Source organism: Stenotrophomonas maltophilia, from assembly GCF_900186865.1.
Lineage (GTDB): Bacteria > Pseudomonadota > Gammaproteobacteria > Xanthomonadales > Xanthomonadaceae > Stenotrophomonas > Stenotrophomonas maltophilia.
Map to the genome: position 1 here is coordinate 3643140 of NZ_LT906480.1, position 23171 is coordinate 3666310.

Sequence of the window (23171 nt, forward strand, 5' to 3'; positions counted from 1 at the left end):
ATGAGGTCGGGGCCATGGGGTCTTGCAGCTGCACCCCCGCATTGCCGGGATTGCAAAACTGTGACCTTCGTCCGCTCGCTGTTGTTTGCCACGCGCTTCCAGGGCGCCCTGCTCTGTGCCCTGCTTCTGCTGCCGGCCATCGCCGCCGCGCAGGACTGGAACTACCGGGTCCGCCCCGGCGACACCCTGTGGGATCTGGGTGGCGTGTATCTGAAACCCTCGGTGCGCTGGCAACAGCTCCAGCAGCACAACCGAATCGACAACCCCTACCGGCTGCCGCCCGGCCAGCTGCTGCGTTTCCCCATCAGCTGGCTGCGCATCGAACCGGCACCGGCGCGGGTGCTCTCGGTCCGCGGCAAGGTCGAACTGTCCAGTGGAGACGGTAGCGCCAGCCGCGCCATCCAGGCCGGCGAGCAACTGCATATCGGAGACACCGTACAGACCGAGGGCGAATCCAGCGTCACGCTGGAATTTGCCGATGCGTCGCGCCTGCAGCTGCGTGAGTACTCGCGCCTGCGCCTGGACCAGCTCAGCCGCTACGGCCACACCGGCATGGTCGACACCCGCCTGCGCCTGCAGCAGGGCCGCGCCAGCAATCGGGTGACGCCCGCGCGCGGCCCGGCATCGCGCTACATCATCGATGCGCCCACCGCCACCAGCAGCGTGCGCGGCACCGTCTTCCGGGTCAGTGCCGGCGACGGTCGTGATGTCGCGGCCACCGAGGTCCTGCAGGGCAAGGTGCAGGTCGGCAACACCCATGGCCAGCGCATGGTCCAGCCCGGACAGGCCACCCGCAGCGCCAGCGCAGACGCCGCTCCGGACGCAGTCTCCGTACTGCTGCCGGCGCCGCAGCTGCGCAACGATGAACTGCGCCTGGCCCCGTTGCCGACGCTGCTGGCATGGACTCCGGTCACCGGCGCCGCGCATTACCGCGTTGAAGTGGTAGAGGCAGCCACGCCGGAGATCCTGCTGTTCGCTGCCACCACCCCCGATACCCGCCTGGCCATCGGCGATCTGCCGCCGGGCCAGCTGCGCATCCTGCTGCGCGCGGTCGATGCGCAGGGTGTGGAAGGCATCGACGCCAGTGCCGACTTCGAACTCAGCGACCAGCCCCCACCGCCGCTGACCCTGACCCCGCTGCATGGACAGACAATCAACAGCGACCGCCCGCGTTTCCGCTGGAGCCAAGCCCCCGGTGCGCGCAGCAGCGTGCTGCAGATCGCGGCTGATTCCACCTTCGTACAGCCACTGCAGGAACAGACCAGCACCGGCACCGATCTGCGCCTGGCGCAGCCATTGCCGCCGGGTCACTACTTCTGGCGGATCGCCTCCCGCAGTGCCGATGGGCACCAGGGGCGCTATGGCCAGGCCCTGCCACTGCGGCTGAGCAACGAGCCGGTGGATCCTGCGCTGCAACCGCCGGAGGCCGCGCACGGTGAACTGACCCTGCGTTGGCAGGCCGGCAGCGAAGGCCAGCGCTATCGCGTGCAGGTCGACCGCCGCGGCGACTTCAAGGCGCCCCTGGTCGACGAAACCGTGGCCGAACCGCAGGTCAGCTTCAAGCGTCCGTGGCGCGGTACCCTGCATGTGCGCGTGCAGTACATCGACGATGACGGCCATGCCGGCGAGTTCTCGCCTGCCCAGCAGATCGCCCTGCCGTGTCGCCTCTGCTATGGCACCGGCGGTGGTGCCCTGCTGCTGTGGCTGCTGTTGTGAGGCGCTCGCCGCTGCCGTGGTCGAAGCGGATCCTGCTGGCCATGCTGGCCGGGATACTGACCCTCGTCGCCAGCCAGGGCCAATGGCTGTGGCGGCAGGACGAGGCCACCTACGACGCGATGGTCGGCAACTGGGACTATCGACCCGACCCGAGCGTGCTGATCGTGGCCATCGACGAAGGCAGCCTGCAACGCATCGGCCAATGGCCGTGGCCGCGCTCGGTCCACGCCCGGTTGCTGGATCGCCTGACCGATGCCGGTGCCGAACGGGTCGCGCTGGATCTGATGCTGTCCGAGCCGGACCGCCGCGACAGCCGCCAGGACGAGGCGCTGGCCGCGGCCATCCGTCGCAATGGCCGGGTGGTGCTGCCGGTGCTGGCCGCACCGGCAGCCGGCGATCGCATGGCAGAGGAAATGCTGCCGGTTCCGCAGATCGCGGCCAGTGCCGCCGCCATCGGCCACACCGACGTTGAGGTGGACAGTGACGGTGTCGCCCGCGGCATCTACCTGCATGCGGGCATCGGCAAGGCGCATTGGCCGGCGCTCGGGCTGGCCCTGACCGGCCTGCCCGCGGGCGCGGTGCGCGGGCTGCCCGACCCTGATCCCGAGGTGGGCTCGCCCTATCAATGGCGGCGCAACGACTACGTGCGGGTGCGCTATGCCGGACCTCCCGAGCAGTTGCCGCAGGTTTCCTACGCAGACGTGCTCGTGGACATGGCGATGCTGCATGGCCGCCGCATCATCGTCGGCATGACCGCCAGCGGCATCGCACCGCGCCTGCTGACCCCGACCACCCGCGAGTTCTGGATGAGCGGCAGCGAGTACCAGGCCAACATCGCCTCGATGCTGCTGCAGCACAAGCAGATCGAGGTGCTGCCCCGCTTCTGGCAGCACACCATCAGCGCGGTGCTGGTGGCGCTGTGCGTGATCCTGCTCGGCCTGCGCCTGCCGTGGCTGGCAGCACTGAGTTCGCTGCCGCTTGCCCCTCTGCTGAGCTGGTTGCTGTTGCGCACCAGCAACCTCTGGTGGGCGCCAGCCACCGCCCTGCTGGGCGTCCTGCTGGTCCTGCTGGCCTGGGCGATCTGGCGGATTTCGGCCTGGCACCGGCAGGCCAACCGCGACGCACTGACCGGCCTTGGCAATCGCCTGCGTTTCGAACAGGCGCTGCAGCAGGAATGCGACGCCGCACGACGCAACGGCAAGCCACTGAGCCTGGCGCTGATTGATGTCGACCACTTCAAGCGCCACAACGACCGCCATGGCCACCAGGTCGGCGACCGCGTGCTGCGGGACGTCGCCCGGTTGATCGGCGCGCATGCGCGGCGGCCGCGCGACATGGCCGCGCGTTACGGTGGCGATGAATTCGCGCTGGTATTGCCCGATACCCCGGCCGAAGGCGCGCGGCTTGTCATCCAGGACCTGATCGACTGCGTACGTGCATTGCCGGTACACGGTGACGGCAGCGACGATCGGGTGACGCTCACCATCGGCGTGTTTACCCGGGTACCGGAAGGCGAGCTGCAACCGCATCATTTCGTCGAAGGGGCCGACACCGCGCTGTACCAGGCCAAAGCGAATGGACGCGACGGGTATGTGATCGACGGCGGCGCGTGACCGGTGCCACCGGGTGCAACATACGCATGCGAATGGTTAGACTGGACACCTCGCCCAGCGCCCCCGGATCCGCATGAACGCCCGTCTGTTCCGCTTCGGCATCAACCTCTGGCCGCCCTTCCTGTTCACCGGCATCCACGTCACCCGCATCACCCCCGACTACCGGCAGATCGATGTCGAGCTGCGCCTGCGGCCATGGAACCGCAACTACGTCGGCACCCACTTCGGTGGCAGCCTGTTCGCGATGACCGATCCGTTCTGGATGCTCGGCCTGCTGCACATCCTCGGCCGCGACTACTACGTGTGGGATCGCGCCGGCGCCATCGACTTCCTCAAGCCCGGCCGCGGCACGGTACGCACATCATTCCGCATCGACGACGCGCTGCTGGACGAACTGCGCGCCGAAGCGGCCAGTGGCGAGAAGGTGCTGCGCTGGTTCAGCAACGACGTGATCAATGAAAGCGGCGAGGTGGTCGCACAGGTCCGCAAGCAGGTGTACCTGCGGTTGAAGCCACACGCACGCTGAGCGCGCCTCAATCGCGCGCCAACGCAGTCGAAGCTGGCTCCGCCTGCAGCGGCACCGACAGCCACGGGCTTTCGTCGTTGCTGCGGGACGGCGAGCGGCGCGGCACCTGCAGATGGCGGCCATCCGCCGACAAGCGCGGCACCCGCACCGGCGAGGCGAACTGCGCCGGCAACCCCTGCAGGGCATCCACCGGATCCCCCGGCTGCTGCCGCAGCCAGCGCTGTGCGCCCAGCAGGCGCAGCATCGCCGCGGCGTCCTGGGTGCGCGACGAATAGGCCGGATAGACCGGACCGGCAATGTCGGTCAACAGGCAACCCATGACGTTCGACAGGCAACCAAAGTCACGCTGCGGCGGCGCCGGTGCCGGCAACGGACGGTCCGCCTCCAGCGCAGCGGTCGCCGTCGCGCCACAGGCCCAACCGAGATTGCCGGCCGCACGGGCCAGGGTGCTGCTGCGGTCCAGTACCAGCGCGCCGCCGAATTCCCGCGCCGAGGTCTCGATCGCCACCCGGTTCATCGCATACTCGCCCTGCATCGCACGGCACAGGCTCTGCTCGTCGGCCCGCATCGGCTGCATGGCCTGTTCGCATTCGGCCGGCAGCGGGTGATCGGCAGGCAGTTCGACCAGCATGTCGGCCAGCAGCTGCGCGTTGGCCTGTACCAGGCTGGCGCCGATGATGCTTTCGACCAGATAGCTGCCACCGGGCACCAGCCGCCGGCCCAGCTGCACTCCCCGGCAGCTGCCGCGCAGGGCACCATCGATGTCACCCTGTACGAACGCCAGCGCGCGTGCGCTGGTGGCATCGACCACCAGCCCGTAGGTCGGCATCGGCACCAGGATGCCCTCGCCCTTCGGCTGGAACGGCGATACGAAGTAGTCTGCTTCGGCGAGCTGATCCAGCCGCGCGTGCAACTGCTGGTGCCCGGCATGGGCCTCCACGAAGCGTTGCGGGTCCGCGCGGACCTGGGCGAGGCAGCCGCGGGCGGCCGGCCCGCAACTGGCACCGGGCCGCGAGCGCAGCTCGGCATGGTTGGCCACCAGGTGTGTCTGGCCGCCGCTGCTGCCCCGCAGGTCGGCCTCCCAACGGCGCACGTCCTCGGCCAACGCCTGCTCGCGCTGGCGGGCATCCAGATCGTCGAACGGCAGCGTCCACAACAGGGCATAACCGTTGCGCCCGCTCGCCGGCAGCCGCGCTTCCAGCCGTTGCTGCGCCTGCAACCGCGATTCCGGCACCGGCCACATGCGTGAGGCGCACCACACCACGATGGTCAACAGCAGCAGGCCCGCCAGGGTCCAGCCCAGTCCGCGCAGAATCTTCAACACAGCTTCCCTTCCATGGCTCGTTGCCGCAGTCGATCCACCAGCGTAATCGACCGGCAGTGACCGCTACAATGCGCACATGTCGCTCGAAGCCCCCGCCCTGGTCCCCCGCCCCTCCCTGCAGCGCCTGTTCCTGACCGGCCTGCTGACCCTGCTGCCGATCTGGCTGACCTGGGTCGTGGTCAAGTTCGTGTTCGTGTTGCTGTCGGGCATTTCCAGCCCGCTGGTGGTACCGCTGTCCGAGCAGATCGCGACAAGCTTCCCGCACTACCTCGGCTGGGTCCGCGCCGAATGGATCCAGGACACCATCGCCCTGCTGGCCACCCTGCTGGTGATCCTGGCGGTGGGCGTGGCCAGCCGCCGCGTGCTCGGCCAGCGCCTGCTGCGCTGGGTGGGCGCGGTCATCAAGCGCATTCCGCTGGCCAGCATCATCTACGACAGCGCAAAGAAGCTGCTGGACATGCTGCAGACCGAACCGGGCAGCACCCAGCGCGTGGTGCTGATCGACTTCCCGCACCGCGACATGAAATCGGTCGGACTGGTCACCCGCGTGATCAAGGAACACGGCACCGACCGTGAGCTGGCCGCGGTGTATGTACCGACCACGCCAAACCCGACCTCGGGCTACCTGGAAATCGTGCCGGTGGAACTGCTGACCCCGACTGACTGGACCGTCGACCAGGCCATGAGCTTCATCATTTCCGGCGGCGCCGTCGCACCGTCCAGCGTGCCGTTCACCCGCGCCGGCGAACGCACCGGCGAACGCACCGAATGACCCCGGCGCCGATCGAGCGCCCGCTGCAGGACCGCGCGGTCCTGCTGTTCATCGTGCTGGCCGCGTTCTTCTGCGGCAATGCGGTGCTGGCCGAGCTGATCGGGGTGAAGATCTTCGCGCTGGAAGACACGCTGGGCATCGCCCCGCTGAACTGGAACCTGTTCGGCCAGACCGGCTCGCTCAGCTTCACCGCCGGTACCCTGCTGTGGCCGGTGGTGTTCATCATGACCGACACCATCAACGAGTTTTTCGGCAAGCGCGGCGTGCGCTTCATCTCGTGGCTGGCGGTGGTGCTGATCGGCTACGGTTTCCTGTTCGCCTTCGCGGCCATTTCGCTGGCGCCGGCCAGCTGGTGGGTCACGTCGATGGATGACCATGGTGTGCCCGACTACCAGGCCGCGTTCGCAGCCGTGTTCGGCCAGGGCATGTGGACCATCGCCGGTTCGCTGGTGGCCTTCCTGCTCGGCCAGCTGATCGACGTGGCGGTGTTCCACCGCATCCGCCAGGCCACCGGCGAACGCCACGTGTGGCTGCGTGCGACCGGATCGACCGCGATCTCGCAGGTGGTGGACAGCTTCGTGGTGATCTGGATCGCCTTCGTGCTGGGCCCGCAACACTGGCCGACCTCGCTGTTCCTTGCGGTCGCCAGCGTCAACTACGTGTACAAGATGGGCTTTGCGGTCGCCCTGATTCCGTTGCTGTACCTGATGCGGCGTGCCATCACCCGCTATCTGGGCGCCGGTCGCGCGGCGGCACTGCGCGCCGCCGCTGCGGCTGACTGAAGCCCCAGCGCCACCAAGCTGACTGCGTCTTCACGCTGGCCGTACGCGCGCGGATCGTGCAAGCTCCACGATCTGTGTTCCACGGAAGCTTCTTGATGCCGTATTCCCCCCGCGTCCTGGCCGCTGCCATTGCCGCGTTGTTCCTGTTCAGTGCCGTGCCGTCGGCCGAAGCAGCGAAGAAGAAGGCCAGCCGCCCTGCCGCTGCGCAGACCCGCCAGGCCGCCAAGCCCAAGGCCAGGCCCGCCCGTGCCACCGCACCGGCCCGTGGCAGTTCGGCGCGCCGCGCTGCGCCGCGTCCGGTCGCACCGGCCCGTGCCGTGCCCAAGCAGGTGCAGCTGGAACGGCTGTACGACGAGTACTGGGATGCCTCGATGCGGTTGAACCCGCTGCAGGCCACGTTCCAGGGCGAACCGCGCTACAACGACCAGCTGCCCAACATCCTGTCCGCCGCCTGGCGCCAGCAGTCGCACGACTTCACCACGCAGTGGCTGGGCAAGGTCGAAAAACTCGGCAGCGATGGCCTGCAGGGCCAGGACCTGCTCAGTTACGAGATCTTCGTACGTGACGCGCGCGCCTCGCTGGCTGCCGAGCGCTACCCGAGCTGGATGATGCCGATCAGCCAGTACTACAACATCGGCAGCATCATGGCGATCCTCGGCTCCGGCGCGGGCGCGCAGCCGTTCAACACCGTGCAGGACTATGACACCTGGTCGCGCCGTTCGCTCGGCATTCCCGAACTGTTCGACCAGGCCATCGACAACATGCGCCAGGGCATGAAGGCCGGCGTGGTGCAGCCGCGCGACCTGATGGAGAAGGTGCTGCCGCAGCTGGATGCGGTGATCAAGCCGACCGCTGAAGAGAGCATCTTCTGGTCGCCGATCCGCACCATGCCGAACACGATTGCGGCCGAAGACAAGGCGCGCATCAGTGCCGAGTACAAGCGCATGATCGAACTGCGCATCATGCCCGCCTACCGCGCCCTGCGCGGCTTCATCGCCACCGAGTACCTGCCGGCCACGCGCGCCAGCAGCGGCATGGGCGCGCTGCCCGACGGCCAGGCCTGGTACGCCAACCTGATCGTGCAGACCACCGCCAGCGACCAGACCGCCGCGCAGCTGCACGCGCTGGGCGAGCAACGCGTGCAGGAACTGCAGGCACAGATCGCCACGGTGATGAAGGACGCCAAGCTGCGTGGCACGCCGGCAAAGCTGCTGCGCAGCATGCGCAACGATCGCCAGTTCCAGTACAGCGATGCCAATGCACTGATCAGCCGCTACCACCAGGTGCAGCAGCAGGTCAACGCGCGCCTGCCGCAGGTGCTCGATACGCTGCCGAAGTCCGCGCTGGAAGTACGCGCGGTGGAACCGGAACGGGCGCTGACCGCTGCCGCTGCCGCCTACCAGCCGTCGCCGCCCGGGCAGCCCGGCGTGCTGTACATCAACACCCGCGACCTGCCCAGCCGCAAGCGCTGGAGCGTGCCGGTGCAGTACCTGCATGAAGCGATTCCCGGCCATCACGTGCAACTGGGCCTGCAGCAGGAGCTGGCCAAGCTGCCGCGCTTCCGTCGCCTCGGTGGCGATCTTGCGTTCGTCGAAGGCTGGGGCCTGTACGCCGAAACGCTGGGTGAAGACCTCGGCGTCTACACCGATCCCTACGACCGTATCGGCTACCTGTACTCACGCCTGCTGCGCGCCGCGCGCGTCGTCGCCGACACCGGCGTCAATGCACAAGGCTGGAGCAAGCAGCAGGCCGTGGCCTACCTGCAGAAGACGGTGGACATGAGCAGCGATGACGCCAACGCCGAAGTCGAGCGGATCATGGCCCAGCCCGGCCAGGCACTGTCGAACGTCGCCGGCCTGACCACCATCGTTGCCCTGCGCGACAAGGCCAAGGCACGCCAGGGCGCAGCCTTCGATCTGCGCCGCTTCCATGCAGAACTGCTGAAAGACGGCTCGATGCCTCTGGACGTGCTGGACCGCAAGATGGAGCGCTGGATGGCACAGCCGGCCAGCGCTGCGCCCACACCTTCGCCCTGACGCTTCCGGAGCCACCATGCGCCCTGCCGTCGCCCTGTTCGCCGCCGTGCTGGGCCTGCTGCCTCTGGCGGGCGCCGCCGCACCGGTGCTGACCCCACCGGATGCTGGTATCGACGGCCTGATGCAGGCCTACGATGGCCAGGTGCCCGGCGCCGCAGTGCTGGTGCTGCATGACGGGCAGCCGGTGTTCCGCCGTGGCTACGGCCTTGCGGTGGTCGAAGACGGCACCCCGGTCACAGCCGCCAGCAACTTCCGGCTGGCCTCGGTCAGCAAGCAGTTCACCGCTGCGGCGGTGCTGCTGCTGGTGGAAGACGGCCGGCTCGGGCTGGACCAGCCGGCCCGGCAGTGGCTGCCCGAGCTGCCACCGGCTGCAGCGGGCATCACCCTCCGCCACCTGCTCTCGCATGCCAGCGGCCTGCTCGACTACGAAGACCTGATGGACCCGGCAGACACGCGGCAGGTACACGATGCCGATGTGCTGGCCCTGCTGTCGCGCCAGGACCGGCTGAACTTCGCGCCGGGCACGCAGTACCGCTACAGCAACAGCGGCTATGCACTGCTGGCACTGATCGTGGGCCGCGCATCCGGCCAGGATTTCGCCGCCTTCCTGCAACAACGCATCTTCCGCCCGCTGGGCATGACGCATACCGTGGCCCACCAGGACGGCGTGGACACGGTCGCCGCACGCGCCTATGGCTACAGCCGGATCGATGGCCGCTGGCAGCGCACCGACCAGAGCACTACCAGCGCCGTACTGGGAGACGGCGGGATCTACTCCTCGCTGGACGATCTCGCCCGCTGGGATGCCGCGCTGTACGACGACCGCCTGCTGTCGAAGGCCTCGCGCCGGGCGATGTTCAGCCCCGCCACACCGACGCCCGAACCGGATGTGCCGCACTACGGCTTCGGCTGGCGCCTGAACGGCCCGGTGCAATGGCACAGCGGCGAGAGCATCGGCTTCCGCAACGTGATCGTGCGCCACCCGGAGAAGCACCTGACCGTGATCGTGCTGACCAACCGCAACGACCCCGAACCCTATCCGCTGGCGCAGAAGATCGCCCAGCGCTGGCTGGACACCCTGCAATGACCCCCGGTTCCGACGCCCTGCTGGGCATCCACCACGCCGCACTGATCTGCAGCGACTACGCACGCTCGAAGGACTTCTACGTGCGCATCCTCGGCCTGCGCGTGCTGGCCGAGAACCACCGCGCCGCACGCGATTCCTGGAAGCTCGATCTGGCCCTGCCCGACGGCGGCCAGCTGGAACTGTTCTCCTTCCCCTCGCCGCCGCCCCGTCCCAGCCGCCCGGAGGCCCAGGGTCTGCGCCACCTCGCGTTCCGGGTGGCTGCACTGGAACCCTTCATCCAGCGCCTGGCCGCGCATGGTGTCGCCTGCGAACCGATCCGCGTGGACGAATACACCGGCCGACGCTTCACCTTCTTCGCCGACCCCGACGACCTGCCACTGGAGTTGTACGAGATCGCGTGAGCGATTTTCAATCGCGGAGGCCCATCCACGCATGGCGTGGATCTACGTGTCGACCAAGGTCGACACCCACCAAGAGCAGGCCGTGGCATTCCAACAGATCGCGGAGACCTGTCGAAGGCGGGGTGGGTCCGGTTGCGGGGGCGTGAGCCGCATGGGCCCGAGGCATGCCTCGGGCGGGTTGGGCAGGACGCCCAACCCCGGTCTTGCCGTGTGCGCAGGACAGCGCCCACGAGCAAGCGGCGACCGAGCTTACATGGGTGAGGGCGCTTTGCTTGCGAAGCACTGCTTCGCAAGCGCCCGAACGCACAGCCGCCAGCGGCTGGGCCGGGCCCCGGAGGGGGAATTGCAGCGCCCCCCGCAACCGGACCCACCCCGCCATCCCACGGATAGCCGTCTTTGCTTTTGAGGTTGCCGGCCAGCGTCCGGCACTACCGCGGGTGCAGGGCGCAGCCCTGCAAAGCCCCCCTTCCCCATACCCCGCCGAATGGGTATACAGTCGACCCGTACCGGCATCGTGCCGGAATGAACCCTGGGAGGGGACCATGCGCAAGACCTTCAAGAACCTGCTGCTGGCACTGCCGCTGTGCCTGGCCGCGCTCTCGGCGCAGGCCGCCGATGGCGCCGCCGGCCGCTGGAAGACCATCGACGACAAGACCGGCAAGGTGAAGTCGATCGTCGAGATCACCCAGGCCGCCAACGGCACCCTGACCGGCAAGGTGGTCGACATCCTGCACTCGGACAAGGGCCCCAACCCGGTCTGTGACGGCTGTGAAGGCGCCAACAGGAACAAGCCGGTGAAGGGCATGACCATCCTCTGGAACCTGAAGGCCGACGGCGCCAACAAGTGGTCCGGTGGCACCATCCTCGATCCGGCCAATGGCAAGACCTACAAGTCGAAGATGGAACTGCAGCCCGGCGGCACCAGGCTGGACGTGTCCGGCTGCATCGCCTTCATCTGCCGCGCGCAGACCTGGCAGCGCGAATAAGCGCCCCGGCCCCCGCTTCATCCCCGTGACCCGGCCCCGGCCGGGTCACCTCGTTGCGGGCATGCGATACTCTGCGGTTCCCCTCGGCTTCACCCCGCGACCATGACCCGTACCGCGCTCGTCACCACCGCCCTGCCCTACGCCAACGGCCCGCTGCACCTGGGCCACCTGGTCGGCTACATCCAGGCCGACATCTGGGTGCGTGCGCGGCGAATGAGTGGCGGCAAGGCCTGGTTTGTCTGCGCCGACGATACCCATGGCACGCCGATCATGCTGGCCGCGGAAAAGGCCGGGGTCACCCCGGAAACCTTCATCGCCAACATCCAGGCCAGCCACGAACGTGACTTCGCCGCCTTCGGCGTGGCCTTCGACCACTACGACTCGACCAATTCGGCAGCCAACAAGGCGCTGACCGAGCAGTTCTACCTGAAGCTGGAAGCGGCCGGCCACATCAGCCGCCGTTCGGTGGCGCAGTTCTACGACCCGGCCAAGGGCATGTTCCTGCCCGACCGCTACGTCAAGGGCATCTGCCCGAACTGCGGCAGCCCCGACCAATACGGCGACAACTGCGAAGTGTGCGGCGCTACCTATGCGCCGACCGACCTGAAGGAACCGCGTTCGGTCATCTCCGGTGCCACGCCGGAAATGCGCGATTCGGAGCACTTCTTCTTCGAGGTGGGCCACTTCGACGCGTTCCTGCGCGAATGGCTGGCCGGCGACGTCGCCCTGCCGGGCGTGAAGGCCAAGCTGGGTGAGTGGCTCAATGCCGAAGGTGGCCTGCGCGCGTGGGACATCTCGCGCGATGCGCCGTACTTCGGCTTCCAGATTCCCGGCCAGCCGGGCAAGTACTTCTATGTCTGGCTGGACGCGCCGATCGGCTACCTGTCCAGCTTCCAGACCCTGTGCGGCAGGATCGGCGAGGACTTCGAAGCGCACCTGCGCGCCGGTACCAGCACCGAGCTGCACCACTTCATCGGCAAGGACATCGTCAACTTCCACGGCCTGTTCTGGCCGGCGGTGCTGCACGGCACTGGTCACCGCGCGCCGACCCGCCTGCACGTCAACGGCTACCTGACCGTGGACGGCGCCAAGATGAGCAAGTCGCGCGGCACCTTCGTGATGGCGCGTACCTTCCTCGATGCCGGCCTGGAACCGGAAGCACTGCGCTACTACTACGCCGCCAAGTCCGGCGGTGGCGTCGACGATCTCGACCTGAACCTGGGTGACTTCATCGCCCGCGTCAACGCCGACCTGGTCGGCAAGTTCGTCAACCTGGCCAGCCGCTGCGCCGGCTTCATCAGCAAGCGTTTCGACGGCCAGCTGGCCGCGCAGCTGCCCGATGCGGCGCAGTACCAACGCTTCGTCGACGGCCTGGCGCCGATCCGTGAAGCCTACGAGCGCAACGACCCGGCCGCGGCGATCCGCCTGACCATGGCCCTGGCCGACGAAGCCAACCGCTACATCGACGACGTCAAGCCGTGGGTCATCGCCAAGCAGGAAGGCGCCGACGCGCAGCTGCAGGCCGTGTGCAGCCAGGGCCTGAACCTGTTCCGCGTACTGGTCACCGCACTGAAGCCGGTGCTGCCGGCAACCGCCGCGCAGGCCGAGGCCTTCCTGGCCGCGCCGGTGAACGACTGGACCGAGCTGGCGCAACCGCTGCTGGGACACCGCATCACCGAGTACACCCCGCTGTTCACCCGTATCGACCCGAAGAAGATTGACGCCATGATCGACGCCTCCAAGGACACCCTGCAGCCGGCGGCTGCCGCTGCCCCCGCCGCCAAGCCGGCCGCCCCGGCCCCGGCCCCGGCCAAGGACGAAGCAAAGAGCGCCGACGCGCCGGCCTACATCGGCATCGACGATTTCGCCAAGCTCGACCTGCGCATCGGCAAGGTGCTGGTCTGCGAGTTCGTGGAAGGATCGGACAAGCTGCTGCGCTTCGAGCTGGATGCAGGTGAACTGGGCAAGCGCCAGATCTTCTCCGGTATCCGTGGCAGCTACGGCGAGCCGGAGAAGCTGGTCGGCCGCAGCGTGGTGTTCATCGCCAACCTGGCCCCGCGCAAGATGCGCTTCGGCCTGAGCGAAGGCATGATCCTGTCGGCCGGCTTCGACGGCGGTGCGCTGGCGTTGCTGGACGCCGACAGCGGCGCGCAGCCGGGCATGCCGGTCCGCTGATGCCCGCAGCGGGCGTGGCCTCGGCCGCGCCCGCCGGCAGCATTGGCCAGCGGAGGCAACGCGATGGGAGGCAACGGAATGGAACTGGCGCTGTTCGACTTCGACCACACCGTGACCACCTGCGATACCTATGGCCGTTTCCTGCGCCGCGTGGCCACCGCCGAACAGCTGGCGCAGGCGTGGTGGAAGGTCGGCCCGTGGCTGCTCGCGTACAGGCTGAAGCTGATCTCGGCCGAACGCATCCGCGCGCGCGTCACCCGCCTGACCTTCAGCGACCGCCACAGTGACGACATCGCCACCCTGGCCGCCGGCTTCTCGCGTGAGTTCCTGCCCGACGTGGTGCGCCCGGAAATGCTGAAGCAGATCCGCTGGCACAAGGAACAGCAGCACACCGTGGTGATCGTGTCCGGCTCGCTGGACCTGTACCTGCGGCCGTGGTGCGAGCAGCTGGGCCTGCAGTTGATCTGCAACCGGCTGGAATGTCAGGACGGACGCCTGACCGGCCGTTACGCCGGTGGCGACTGTGGCCCGCGCAAGGTCGAGCACATCCGTCGCCAGTTCGATCTGTCGCGTTACGTGCGCATCCATGCCTACGGTGACAGTTCCGAAGACAAGCCGATGCTGGCGCTGGCCCACGAGCGCTGGTTCCGCGGCAAACCCCTGAAGTAACCCGACGCGCAGCCTTCGCCACGCATGAGCCTGATCCCACCCCTGACCGAACGCCTCGACCGCCTGTTGCCGCAGACCCAATGCGGGCAATGCGGCTACGACGGTTGCCGACCGTACGCGCAGGCGATGGCGCGCGGCGAGGCAGGCGTCGACCGCTGCCCACCCGGTGGCGATGCCGGTGCACGCGCGCTGGCCCAGGTTCTGCGCGTACCGGCGATTCCTTTTGATCGTTCGCGCGGCGAGCACAAGGCGCCGCAGGTGGCGTTGATCGTGGAAGCCGACTGCATCGGCTGCACCAAGTGCATCCAGGCCTGCCCGGTGGACGCCATCGTCGGCGGCGCCAAGTACATGCACACGGTGATCGCCGATCTGTGCACCGGCTGCGAGCTGTGCATCCCGCCGTGCCCGGTGGACTGCATCGAGCTGGTGCCGGCCTAGCCACCAGACCAACCGGCGGTGGAGCGGCGGGGTAGAGTCGGCTGTTAGTTGTGTAAACCCACCACGTTGTTCAGCAGGACTCTGGAAATAGGTGGCTGGCCACCGATCCCCATGTGAGGGCGGTGCCAGTTGTAGTGGTGCAGCCATTGGGTCAGCACGGAATTGCGCTGGTCCGAGGAGGCGTATTCGCGGGCGTAGGCCCATTCGCGCAGGCTGGTTTGGATGAAGCGCTCGGCTTTGCCATTGGTCCGCGGCGTGTAGGGCTTGGTTCTGATGTGCTTGATCCCAAGGGATTTGAGCAGCTTGGCAAAGGCGGTGGAGCGATAGCAGGCACCGTTGTCGGTCAGGATCCGCTTGAAGGTGATTCCCAGGCTGGCGTAGTACTGCAGAGCGCCCAGCAGCGCCTGGCAGGCGGTTTCGGCCTGTTCGTTGGGGTGGACGCTGCTGAAGGCGACCCGGGAGTGATCGTCGATGGCCACGTGGACGTAGCCCCAGCCACCGCCAGCGGCGTTTCCCCGACGTTTGGCATCGGTTCTGTGCCCTGGCCGCTGGAAGTTGCCCAGCTTCTTGATGTCCAGGTGCAGCAGCCCTCCGGGCTGATCGTATTCGTATCGGATGACCTCCTTGGGCGGTTCAAGCCGACACAGCCGATTGAGGCCGTGGGCACGCATCAGCCTTGAAATCGTACTGTGGCCGACCCCCAGCGCCTTGGAGATGGTCAGGTAGGTCTGCCGTTTACGGCGGTGCTCCTTGATTTGCTCGATTACCGGAGCAGGTGTGGCATGCGGCGTCTGGTGAGGCCGTGAGCTGCGGTTTTCCAGCCCCGGTGCCCCGAACTGGCGGAATCGGGCCAGCCATTTGTAGGCCGTACGCACACTTACGCCGCATGCTTGGGCTGCTTCCTCTGGGCGCAGGCCCTCGTGGAGGATGCGGCGAATAAGAAGTGCTCGACTATGGACGGTCAAACGGGCATTTTTATGGTGGTTCATCCGGGCTCTTTGGGGTCTGGAGAGGTGTGGTAACCACCATTTTCCAAAGATGTCCCGGATGAACAACGTACAGAGAGATCACAGTTAGTCGACTGCTCTTCGTTCCGGCGGCGCAAAACCCCGCGCTGCGCGCGACAGTCGACTAACCGTCGACTCTACCCCCCCTCCACTGCTGGGAGGTGACCCCGCCGTTACGGCACTGCCGCCGTCACCACGATCTCGACCTTCCAGTCGGCGTGGGCCAGCTTGGCCTCGACCGTGGCGCGCGCCGGGGTCGCACCTTCCACCACCCACTCATCCCATGCCTTGTTCATACCGTCGAAATCGGCCATGTCGGCCAGGAACACTTCGGCGCGCAACACATGCTGGCGATCACTGGCCACCAGCGCCAGCAGCTTGTCGATCTCGGCCAGCACCTGCCGGGTCTGCCCGGTGATGTCCTGGCTGGTGTCTTCCGGAATCTGGCCGGAAAGGTAGGCGACCTTGTTGTACACGGTCATTTCGGACATGCGCGGTCCGACGTCGTAACGCTCCATCATGGGCGTGGCTCCTGCGGGTGATCAGGCCTGCATTGTCCTCCAAACCGGTCAACGATGGGTGCAGGGCAGCCATCCACACACGGTCACTACCGGCTTCCGACAGCGACGCTGGTCAAATGCCAGCGACAGGCGCACGATGCGCCACGGCTGCATTGACACCGCCCTCGCCCTCCCTGACGCACCCTTGCGCCGATGACCGAAACCACCGACCCCGCCACCGCTCCCTCCACCCCGGCATGGAAGCGGGTCCTCACCATCGTCATCCCGCTGCTGATCCTTGCGTTGGCGCTGCACGGCCTGGCCAACGAGTTCGATGAGAACGGCTACCGCGCCATCCGCCATGCCTTCCACCAGCTCAGTAGCACGCAGATCGCGCTTACTGTCGTGCTGGGCCTGGCCAGCTATGCCTGCCTGATCGGCTTTGATGCCATCGGCCTGCGCCGCAGCGGCATCCGCGTGCATCCGGCGCGCATCGGCATCACCGCGTTCCTGGCACACACGCTCGGCCAGACCGTGGGCTTTGCCGCGCTCACCGGCGGTGCGGTGCGCCTGCGCGGCTACCGTACCGCCGGCCTCGACCTGGCGCAGATCGGCCAAGTCGTGCTGATGAGCACGCTCGGCTTCGTGTTCGGTGCGTGGCTGCTGATCAGCGTGGCGCTGTGCATGGAACCGGCGGCAGCGGCGCTTGCCCTGCCGCTGGACCCGGATGCGGTGCGCGTGGTCGGCATCGTCGCGCTGCTGGCCTATGCGGCCACCCTGCTGCTGGTCGGCCGCGATGGACGCCAGTTCAGCGTGTTCGGCCATGTGCTGTGGCTGCCCGACCGGCGCACGATGCTCGGGGTGACCGTGCTCAGCGTGATCGAGCTGGTGCTGGCCAGTGCCGCGTTCTATGTGCTGCTTCCGGACTCGACGCCGACCGGCCTGCCCGGCTTCGTCGGCCTGTACCTGGTCGCGGTGCTGGTCGGCCTGGTTTCGACCGTGCCCGCCGGCCTCGGCGTGTTCGAATGGAGCCTGCTGAAGCTGCTGCCACAGGTGGCACCGGCTGCGGTGCTGGCGGCGGCGTTGATCTACCGCGTCACCTACTACGTGCTGCCCCTGCTGCTGGCCACCCTGCTCGCGCTTGCACCCGCGCTGCGCCAGCCGCTGCAGGCCAGTGCCGGGGCAACCCGTGCCGGCTGGAACGCGCTGCGCCCATGGTTGCCGCAGATCATCGCGCTGGCGGTGTTCAGCATCGGTGCTGCGCTGGTCATCGACGGCACGTTGCCCACGCCGCGCCGTCACCTGGTCAACGCATCACTGCCGATCCTGGAAACGTCCCATCTGATCGGCAGCCTCAGCGGCGTCGCCCTGCTGCTGATCGGCCAGGGCCTGGCCCGGCGCAGCCATGCCGCATGGATGCTGGCGATGGCCGTGTGCGTGATCACCCCGTTGCCACTGTGGCTGCGCGGTGGCCAACCGTTGATCGCGGTCTCCGCCCTGCTGGTGGCGATGGCGCTGTGGGCCGCACGCCGCGAGTTCTACCGCCAGGGCGCACTGCTCGATGAAGCATGGTCGTGGCCATGGCTGCGCAACCTCGGCCTGGTACTGGTGGCGGTCACCTGGCTGTTGTTCTTTACCTACAGCCATGTCGAGTATCAGAACGAACTGTGGTGGCAGTTTGCGATATCCGGCAACGCACCGCGTGCGCTGCGTGCGCTGCTGGTGGTGGCGATCGCGCTGGTGATGTTCGGCCTGGCCCGGCTGCTGCACAGTACGCGCAGCCCGCTGCCAGCCGCCGACGAGGCCACGCTGCAATCATTGGCGCCGGTACTGGCCGGTGCCACCGATACCCAGGCCTGCCTGGTACTGACCGCCGACAAGGCGGTGCTGCGCGATGATGCGAAACAGGGCTTCGTGATGATGCAGCGCTACGGCGGTTCGCTGATCGCGATGGGCGATCCGGTCGGCCCGCCTGATGTGGCGCGCGCGCTGATATGGCGCTTCCGCGAGGAAGCTGACCGGCTCGGCCTGCGCCCGGTGTTCTACCAGGTGGGCGAGACCTACTGGCAGACCTATCTCGACCTGGGCCTGGGCCTGGTCAAGCTGGGCGAGGAAGCGATCGTGCCCTTGCACGACTTCGGCCTGGAAGGCCGCGAACGCGCCGATCTGCGCCAGGCCTGGAACCGTGGCAAGCGCGGGGGCCTTTCGTTCCGCGTGGCACCGGTGGAAGAGATTCCCAGCCTGCTTCCCCGCCTGCACGCGATCTCCAACGCGTGGCTGGAAGACAAGGCCGGCGACGAGAAAGGTTTCTCGCTGGGCAGCTACGATCCGGATTACCTGGCGCGCTTCCCGGTGGCACTGGTCGAAGCCGAGGGCCAGATCGTGGCATTCGCCAACCTGTGGCAGGCACCGGCCGGTGCCGAGCTGTCGGTGGACCTCATGCGCCACGTCAACGAGGCACCAAAGGGCACGATGGACTTCCTGTTCATCGAGCTGTTCCTTTGGGGCCGCGCTCAGGGCTATGCGCGCTTCTCGCTGGGCATGGCGCCGCTGTCCGGGCTGGCCCAGCATCGCCTTGCTGGGCGCTGGAACCGACTGGCCGGCCTGCTGGCGCGGCATGGCGAACGCTTCTATGGCTTCAGTGGCCTGCGCCGCTTCAAGTCGAAGTTCGACCCGCAGTGGCGACCGCGCTATCTGGCAGCACCCGGCGGCATGCATCTACCGGCCGCGTTGCTGGATGCCACGCGCCTGATCTCGCTGGACCCGCGGCGTAACTGAAGCCCTGAGCCGCCGGGCATGGCCCGGCGCTGCAAACCACCCGGTAGGTGTCGACCTAGGTCGACACGGCGGCGACAGCGTTCGGGCGTGGCCCGGCGCTACGCCCCGCCCTTGAGGATCACTTCGGCCAATCGGTCGTAATCACCATTGAAGTGATGGTCGCCCGGAAGCTTCACCTTCTGCACGCCGTCGTTGGCCGGCAGGCCGGGGCACAGCGCGTCGTCATCCTTGTCGCCATACACGCAGAGGGTCTTCGCCGCCGGCAACTTCGCCACTTCCGGCGCGATCGGCAGGCCGTCACCGCCGCCCCCCAGCCAGTTGCTGACATGGAATTCAAAGTCAGCCTTCCTGCCCACCGACAGCAGCACGATACGGTCCAGCGCCTCACGGGTGCCGGCATCAAGCTGGTTGATGGTGGCCGGCAGCACGTCGGCACCCTGCGAGAAACCGATCAGCATCACCTTGTCGCGATGCCACTGCTGGCGGTAGTGATCGATGATCTTCTGCAGGTCAGTGGCAAATCCCTTCGGCGTGCGTTCGCTCCAGAAGTAGCGCAGTGAGTCGATGCCGACCACGGCCACGCCATGCTCGTTGAGCGACGATGCTACGTCCTTGTCCAGGCCGGCCCAGCCGCCATCGCCGGAAACGAACACGGCCAGCGTGTCGCCATTACCGGCAGCGGGTACTTCCACTATCGGCAGGCCCTTCAGCGCGGCTGGTGGCGGTGCCAGGCTGACGCCGGCCTGCGCGCCGATCACCCGCGCCGCCGCCACCAGGCCGGGTGAAGCATCGCCGCGCGCGGTGCGCTTGAACTCGCGTGCCATCGCCACCTGCTGCACGAAGCGGCTGGCCTCGCCAACCTTGCAGCCATGGTCGCCGGCGGCGCTCAGCCACGGGGAATTCAACTCGGCAGGCTGCAGCTTGTTGTGCTTCACGCCATCGCCGCAGACCATGCGCTCGTGGCTGTGATCCGGGCAGAAGCCGGTGGTCAGCAGGCCGGCGAACACCTGGGTGTCGGCCTGTGCGGCCAGCGTGTAGGCCATCTCGGCGCCTTCACCATCACCACCGACCAGCGGCAGGTGGTAGCCAGGCAGGTGCAGGGAGGCCTGCAACCAGCGCGAGAAGTTCTCGACGTCGCCGGAACCGAACGAACAGGTCGGATTCCCCTCGCGCTTGAGCACGCTGCGCAGATGCGCGATGTCCACGGCAGCGACCATCGCGCCATCGGCACGCAGGGCCTCGATCGGAAGGCGGCTGGTATCACCACCGGCGGTGGGTTCATGGAACCAGATCACCACACGCTGCGGCGTGCCAGCCGGCATGTGCACCGGAATCTGCTCGAACCGCCCGTGGCTGAACTGCTGCACGTTGGCCGCCGCCATTGCCGGCAGTGCTGCCAACGCCAGAACCACACCCATTGCCCTGCCCAGCCCTGCACGCTTCATGTCGCATCCCCGATGGAATGCGCACACGATACGCCGCCGCCGCGTGCACGGCACGTACCGGCGCAGGCCGTTGGGGATTCAGTCGGCTGCGGCCCGACGGCTGCGCCGGTACAGGGCCATCGCCAGATACAGCAGCCAGCCAACGATCACCGCGATCACCACTTTCTGTCCCAGCCCACGCGGTGGTCCACCACGCCACAGCACATGCAGCCACAGCAGCACGAAGGCCAGCCATGCCCAGCCCCAGAGCAGGCCCGCGGCGGACTGCCAACCCGGTTCGCGGCGCAGGTACCAGGCCTGCAGCAGCATGCCGACGCTGGCACACAGGAACGCGGTGTTGGCTGCCAGTCCATGGATGAACGGTGCAAGCAGCGGGGTCGCTTCAGGCAGCCAGCTGTCACCGATGGCGACCGTCGCCAGCCCCAGCGCAGAGACAGTGAACAACAGCGGCGCCGCCGCACTGCGGCGCGGCCCGATGCTGCCGCGATACAGCGCAATGCCAAGCGCCGCAATGGCCAGCGCCAGCAGGCAGTAGGCAGCGCGCAATGCCAGGCCCCACGGCCCGTGCAGGTACAGACTCAAGGTTGCCCGCACCCAGTCCAGATCACTGCGCGCGACCTGGGTCCACAGCGCGGTGGTCACGAACAGCAGCAGCGCCACCAGTGCCAGTACCGCCGCCGGACGCGCACGGCTCATGGCGTTGCCTCCGGATGCCGCGTCTTCCACTCGGCCAGCGCCTTGCGATAGCGCTGCAGCTCATCGGCGTACAGATCCAGCACGCACAGCGGGCAACCACTGCCGCAGCATTCGTTGGGACCGGGCTCTTCCGGTGGCAGCGGGCGGGGATCGGGATCAGGGACGGACACAGTGGGAAGCGACAATCGGTGAGAGCAGGCCCAAGTGTACCGGTCCAGCTCAGCGGGCCAGCTGTCGACGCAGGTTTTCCCGAGCCGCCGCATCCAGGCGCTGGTGGAAGAAGTCACTGAGGAAGATGCGCGGCGCCCGCAGCAGCCCCTGCAGGAAACGGCGACGCCCGGCGCGGTACAGGAAGCCCGGCACGACCCCTTTGTACTCTTCGGCCACGCCACGATCGTAGGCGGCGAACACCGGCTCGGGCGCGCCCAGGATCGCCATGTCGCAGTCCAGGAACAGCGCGGCCTCGGCATCAACGTCGTCCGGGCCCAGATCGCCATGGCGGGCTGTCAGCAGGATCAACTGCTCGACCCGCGCGGCGTCGACGCCGGCCAGTTCCGGGGCCCGTGCGATTGCCTGCAGGGCCAGCGCCGCCGAACGCGCTTCGTTGTCCTTGCGGCCCGCCACATAGATCGCGTCGTGGTAGAGCACGGCCAGGTACACCTCGGCGGGCCTCTGCCAGCCCGGGCCGTCAGCCACGTCCTGGCAGTGCTGCAGCACCGCGCGTACGTGTCCGAAGTGGTGGTAGGCGCGGGGCGGCGTTGCGTAGCTGCCCTGCAGCGCCTGCCACTGCGCAGGAGCCAGCGTCAGCGGGGAGAAATCCATACCCGGATCATCCCGCCTGCGCAGCCCCGCGGCAAGCTGATGGTTTTTTCACCACATACTCACAACGCTTGCCCGGTGAGGCCTGGACGCGGTTGTCCACAGCTTTGTCGAGCGCTGGTCCACATCGGTTGTGGATGAAACGCCGTACCGGCCACGCGCCGACCAACGGTCACTGCAGCGCGGCGCCGCCGGGTCTACACTCGCTGCAGGCGGGAGCGCCCGCCGCTGCCGGGAACTGTCATGTACCGCCCTGCTGCCCGCATCTTCGTCGTGGTCCTGGCCGCTTTGATGGCCGCGCCGCTCTGCGCACAGGACCACCCGCGCACCGATGCACTCCCGCCCATCGGCAGCGTCCCCCCGGTGGAGGTCCCCTCACCGGAACAGGTCTTCGCGATTCCTCCCGCAATGCGCGCGATGCTGCAGGCGCAGGTGATCGACCGCAGTTCATCGCGCGAGCAGCGGCTGCAGGCACTGGTGGAAATGATCTTCGGCCGCCAGGGGCTGGACCTGCAGTACGACGCGAACGCGACCTATACCGTGGACGAAGTCTGGCAGCAGCGCCGCGCCAACTGCCTCGCCTTCACGCTGATGTTCGTGGCACTGGCGCGCGAGGCTGGCATCCAGGCCCGCGTCCAGGAAGTCGGCCAGGTCGTGTCCTGGTACCAGGACCAGGACGCCGGCGTGGTCTACAGTGTGGGCCACGTCAACGCGGGCGTGGAGATCGCGGGGCGTTACGCCACGGTCGACCTCGATCGCAACGTACTCTACGACCGCCACGGCCCGCAGCCGGTCAGCCGCGCGCGTGCACTGGCCCATTTCTACAACAATCGAGGTGCCGAACGCATGGCCGAAGGAGACCTCGTCGGCGCCCGCGCGTTCTTCGATGCCTCGGTCGTGCAGGATCGCGCATTCCCCTCGGTCTGGAACAACCTGGGTGTGCTCGACAACCGTGAGGGCAACACCGATGCGGCGCGGCAGGCACTGGACCGCGCCCTGCGCCTGGACGGTCGCCAGGATGCGGCGCTGACCAATGCCAGCGCGCTGTATCGGCAGCTTGGGCTGGATGCGCAGGCCAAGGCCCTGGAGCGACGCTTGAAGTCGGTGCAGCGTGAGGACCCGTTCGCGCAGTACATGCTGGGCACGCAGGCCGAGCAGGCCGGAAAGCTGGCCGAAGCCATCCGCTATTACCGGCAGGCCGTGCGCCTGTATGACACCGCGCACCAGTTCCACTTCGGGCTGGCGCGCGGGTATTTCCTGTCCGGGCAGCTTGAACGCGCCGACCGTGAACTGACCCGCGCGCAGCTGCTTGGTGGTGCACCGGAGCAGGCACGCTACCAGGCCAAGCTCGACAGCCTGGCCCGCTGGCGCGCGCAGCAGCAGGCCAGGCGCTGAGACCGA

The 23171-nt window shown here is 67.7% G+C and carries 21 protein-coding genes; 14 read left to right on the top strand and 7 right to left on the bottom strand.

Features of this window, described 5'->3' with window-relative positions:
* Positions 1 to 60 precede the first annotated feature (60 nt).
* The 3 genes from CKW06_RS17375 (at position 61) to CKW06_RS17385 (ending at position 3855) form a co-directional block, all read left to right on the top strand.
* Positions 61 to 1716, top strand: coding sequence for a FecR family protein (locus CKW06_RS17375; RefSeq protein ID WP_032963056.1), 1656 nt, complete (start codon positions 61 to 63; stop codon positions 1714 to 1716).
* Complete coding sequence (locus CKW06_RS17380; protein ID WP_024956030.1) at positions 1713 to 3329, top strand: CHASE2 domain-containing protein; 1617 nt, start codon at positions 1713 to 1715, stop codon at positions 3327 to 3329. Before CKW06_RS17375 ends, CKW06_RS17380 begins: the two co-directional genes overlap by 4 nt.
* A gap of 73 nt (positions 3330 to 3402) precedes the next feature.
* Entirely contained in the window at positions 3403 to 3855 is a 453-nt protein-coding gene (locus CKW06_RS17385; protein WP_024956029.1) for a DUF4442 domain-containing protein, read from the top strand.
* Between the two features lie 7 nt (positions 3856 to 3862).
* Here the strand turns inward: CKW06_RS17385 and CKW06_RS17390 are convergent, their stop codons facing one another.
* Positions 3863 to 5179, bottom strand: a complete 1317-nt coding sequence (locus CKW06_RS17390) for a hypothetical protein (protein WP_024956028.1) — start codon at positions 5177 to 5179, stop codon at positions 3863 to 3865.
* 76 nt (positions 5180 to 5255) lie between these two features.
* Here CKW06_RS17390 and CKW06_RS17395 point away from each other — a divergent pair, with 76 nt between their 5' ends.
* The 9 genes from CKW06_RS17395 to rnfB all read left to right on the top strand — a co-directional run bounded on the left by CKW06_RS17395 (position 5256) and on the right by rnfB (position 14525).
* A complete protein-coding gene (locus tag CKW06_RS17395) occupies positions 5256 to 5951 on the top strand; it encodes a DUF502 domain-containing protein (protein WP_005414135.1) in 696 nt (231 codons plus the stop codon).
* Positions 5948 to 6733 carry a queuosine precursor transporter gene (locus CKW06_RS17400; RefSeq protein ID WP_024958813.1) on the top strand — a complete coding sequence of 262 codons (786 nt, stop codon included), beginning with the start codon at positions 5948 to 5950 and terminating at the stop codon, positions 6731 to 6733. Before CKW06_RS17395 ends, CKW06_RS17400 begins: the two co-directional genes overlap by 4 nt.
* A 95-nt stretch (positions 6734 to 6828) precedes the next feature.
* Complete coding sequence (locus CKW06_RS17405; RefSeq protein ID WP_024958812.1) at positions 6829 to 8769, top strand: DUF885 domain-containing protein; 1941 nt, start codon at positions 6829 to 6831, stop codon at positions 8767 to 8769.
* A gap of 16 nt (positions 8770 to 8785) precedes the next feature.
* A complete protein-coding gene (locus CKW06_RS17410; protein ID WP_024958811.1) occupies positions 8786 to 9856 on the top strand; it encodes a serine hydrolase domain-containing protein in 1071 nt (356 codons plus the stop codon).
* On the top strand, positions 9853 to 10257 hold the full coding sequence (gene gloA2, locus CKW06_RS17415; RefSeq protein WP_005410551.1) for an SMU1112c/YaeR family gloxylase I-like metalloprotein: 405 nt from the start codon (positions 9853 to 9855) through the stop codon (positions 10255 to 10257). The genes CKW06_RS17410 and gloA2 overlap by 4 nt, the downstream gene beginning before the upstream one ends.
* A gap of 542 nt (positions 10258 to 10799) precedes the next feature.
* On the top strand, positions 10800 to 11243 hold the full coding sequence (locus tag CKW06_RS17420) for a DUF2147 domain-containing protein (protein ID WP_038645346.1): 444 nt from the start codon (positions 10800 to 10802) through the stop codon (positions 11241 to 11243).
* Positions 11244 to 11345: 102 nt separating this feature from the next.
* A complete protein-coding gene (gene metG / locus CKW06_RS17425; RefSeq protein ID WP_038645344.1) occupies positions 11346 to 13418 on the top strand; it encodes a methionine--tRNA ligase in 2073 nt (690 codons plus the stop codon).
* A gap of 78 nt (positions 13419 to 13496) precedes the next feature.
* Positions 13497 to 14087 carry an HAD family hydrolase gene (locus tag CKW06_RS17430; protein ID WP_024958880.1) on the top strand — a complete coding sequence of 197 codons (591 nt, stop codon included), beginning with the start codon at positions 13497 to 13499 and terminating at the stop codon, positions 14085 to 14087.
* Positions 14088 to 14111: 24 nt separating this feature from the next.
* The gene (gene rnfB, locus CKW06_RS17435; protein WP_012480943.1) at positions 14112 to 14525 is read left to right on the top strand and encodes an Rnf electron transport complex subunit RnfB; all 414 of its coding nucleotides are present in this window, start codon (positions 14112 to 14114) and stop codon (positions 14523 to 14525) included.
* Positions 14526 to 14569: 44 nt separating this feature from the next.
* On the opposite strand, the gene CKW06_RS17440 is transcribed toward rnfB, so the two are convergent.
* Together CKW06_RS17440 and CKW06_RS17445 are read right to left on the bottom strand one after the other, a co-directional pair.
* Entirely contained in the window at positions 14570 to 15514 is a 945-nt protein-coding gene (locus CKW06_RS17440) for an IS481-like element ISStma1 family transposase (protein ID WP_012478995.1), read from the bottom strand.
* A gap of 191 nt (positions 15515 to 15705) precedes the next feature.
* Positions 15706 to 16053 (bottom strand): RidA family protein, encoded by a 348-nt coding sequence (locus tag CKW06_RS17445; protein ID WP_005410556.1) that lies wholly within the window; start codon positions 16051 to 16053, stop codon positions 15706 to 15708.
* Positions 16054 to 16245: 192 nt separating this feature from the next.
* Here CKW06_RS17445 and mprF point away from each other — a divergent pair, with 192 nt between their 5' ends.
* The gene (mprF, locus tag CKW06_RS17450; protein WP_024958242.1) at positions 16246 to 18810 is read left to right on the top strand and encodes a bifunctional lysylphosphatidylglycerol flippase/synthetase MprF; all 2565 of its coding nucleotides are present in this window, start codon (positions 16246 to 16248) and stop codon (positions 18808 to 18810) included.
* A 98-nt stretch (positions 18811 to 18908) separates the two neighbouring features.
* Here mprF and CKW06_RS17455 read toward each other — a convergent pair whose 3' ends face one another.
* The 4 genes from CKW06_RS17455 to CKW06_RS17470 all read right to left on the bottom strand — a co-directional run bounded on the left by CKW06_RS17455 (position 18909) and on the right by CKW06_RS17470 (position 21773).
* Complete coding sequence (locus CKW06_RS17455; RefSeq protein ID WP_032964433.1) at positions 18909 to 20255, bottom strand: virulence factor family protein; 1347 nt, start codon at positions 20253 to 20255, stop codon at positions 18909 to 18911.
* A gap of 78 nt (positions 20256 to 20333) precedes the next feature.
* Entirely contained in the window at positions 20334 to 20951 is a 618-nt protein-coding gene (locus CKW06_RS17460) for a DUF998 domain-containing protein (RefSeq protein ID WP_024958244.1), read from the bottom strand.
* Entirely contained in the window at positions 20948 to 21121 is a 174-nt protein-coding gene (locus CKW06_RS17465) for an oxidoreductase-like domain-containing protein (protein ID WP_050550426.1), read from the bottom strand. Before CKW06_RS17465 ends, CKW06_RS17460 begins: the two co-directional genes overlap by 4 nt.
* 49 nt (positions 21122 to 21170) lie before the next feature.
* Positions 21171 to 21773 (bottom strand): HD domain-containing protein, encoded by a 603-nt coding sequence (locus CKW06_RS17470; RefSeq protein WP_024958245.1) that lies wholly within the window; start codon positions 21771 to 21773, stop codon positions 21171 to 21173.
* Between the two features lie 240 nt (positions 21774 to 22013).
* Between CKW06_RS17470 and CKW06_RS17475 the strand changes: the two genes are divergently transcribed.
* Positions 22014 to 23165 carry a transglutaminase-like domain-containing protein gene (locus CKW06_RS17475; protein WP_024958246.1) on the top strand — a complete coding sequence of 384 codons (1152 nt, stop codon included), beginning with the start codon at positions 22014 to 22016 and terminating at the stop codon, positions 23163 to 23165.
* Positions 23166 to 23171 lie beyond the last annotated feature (6 nt).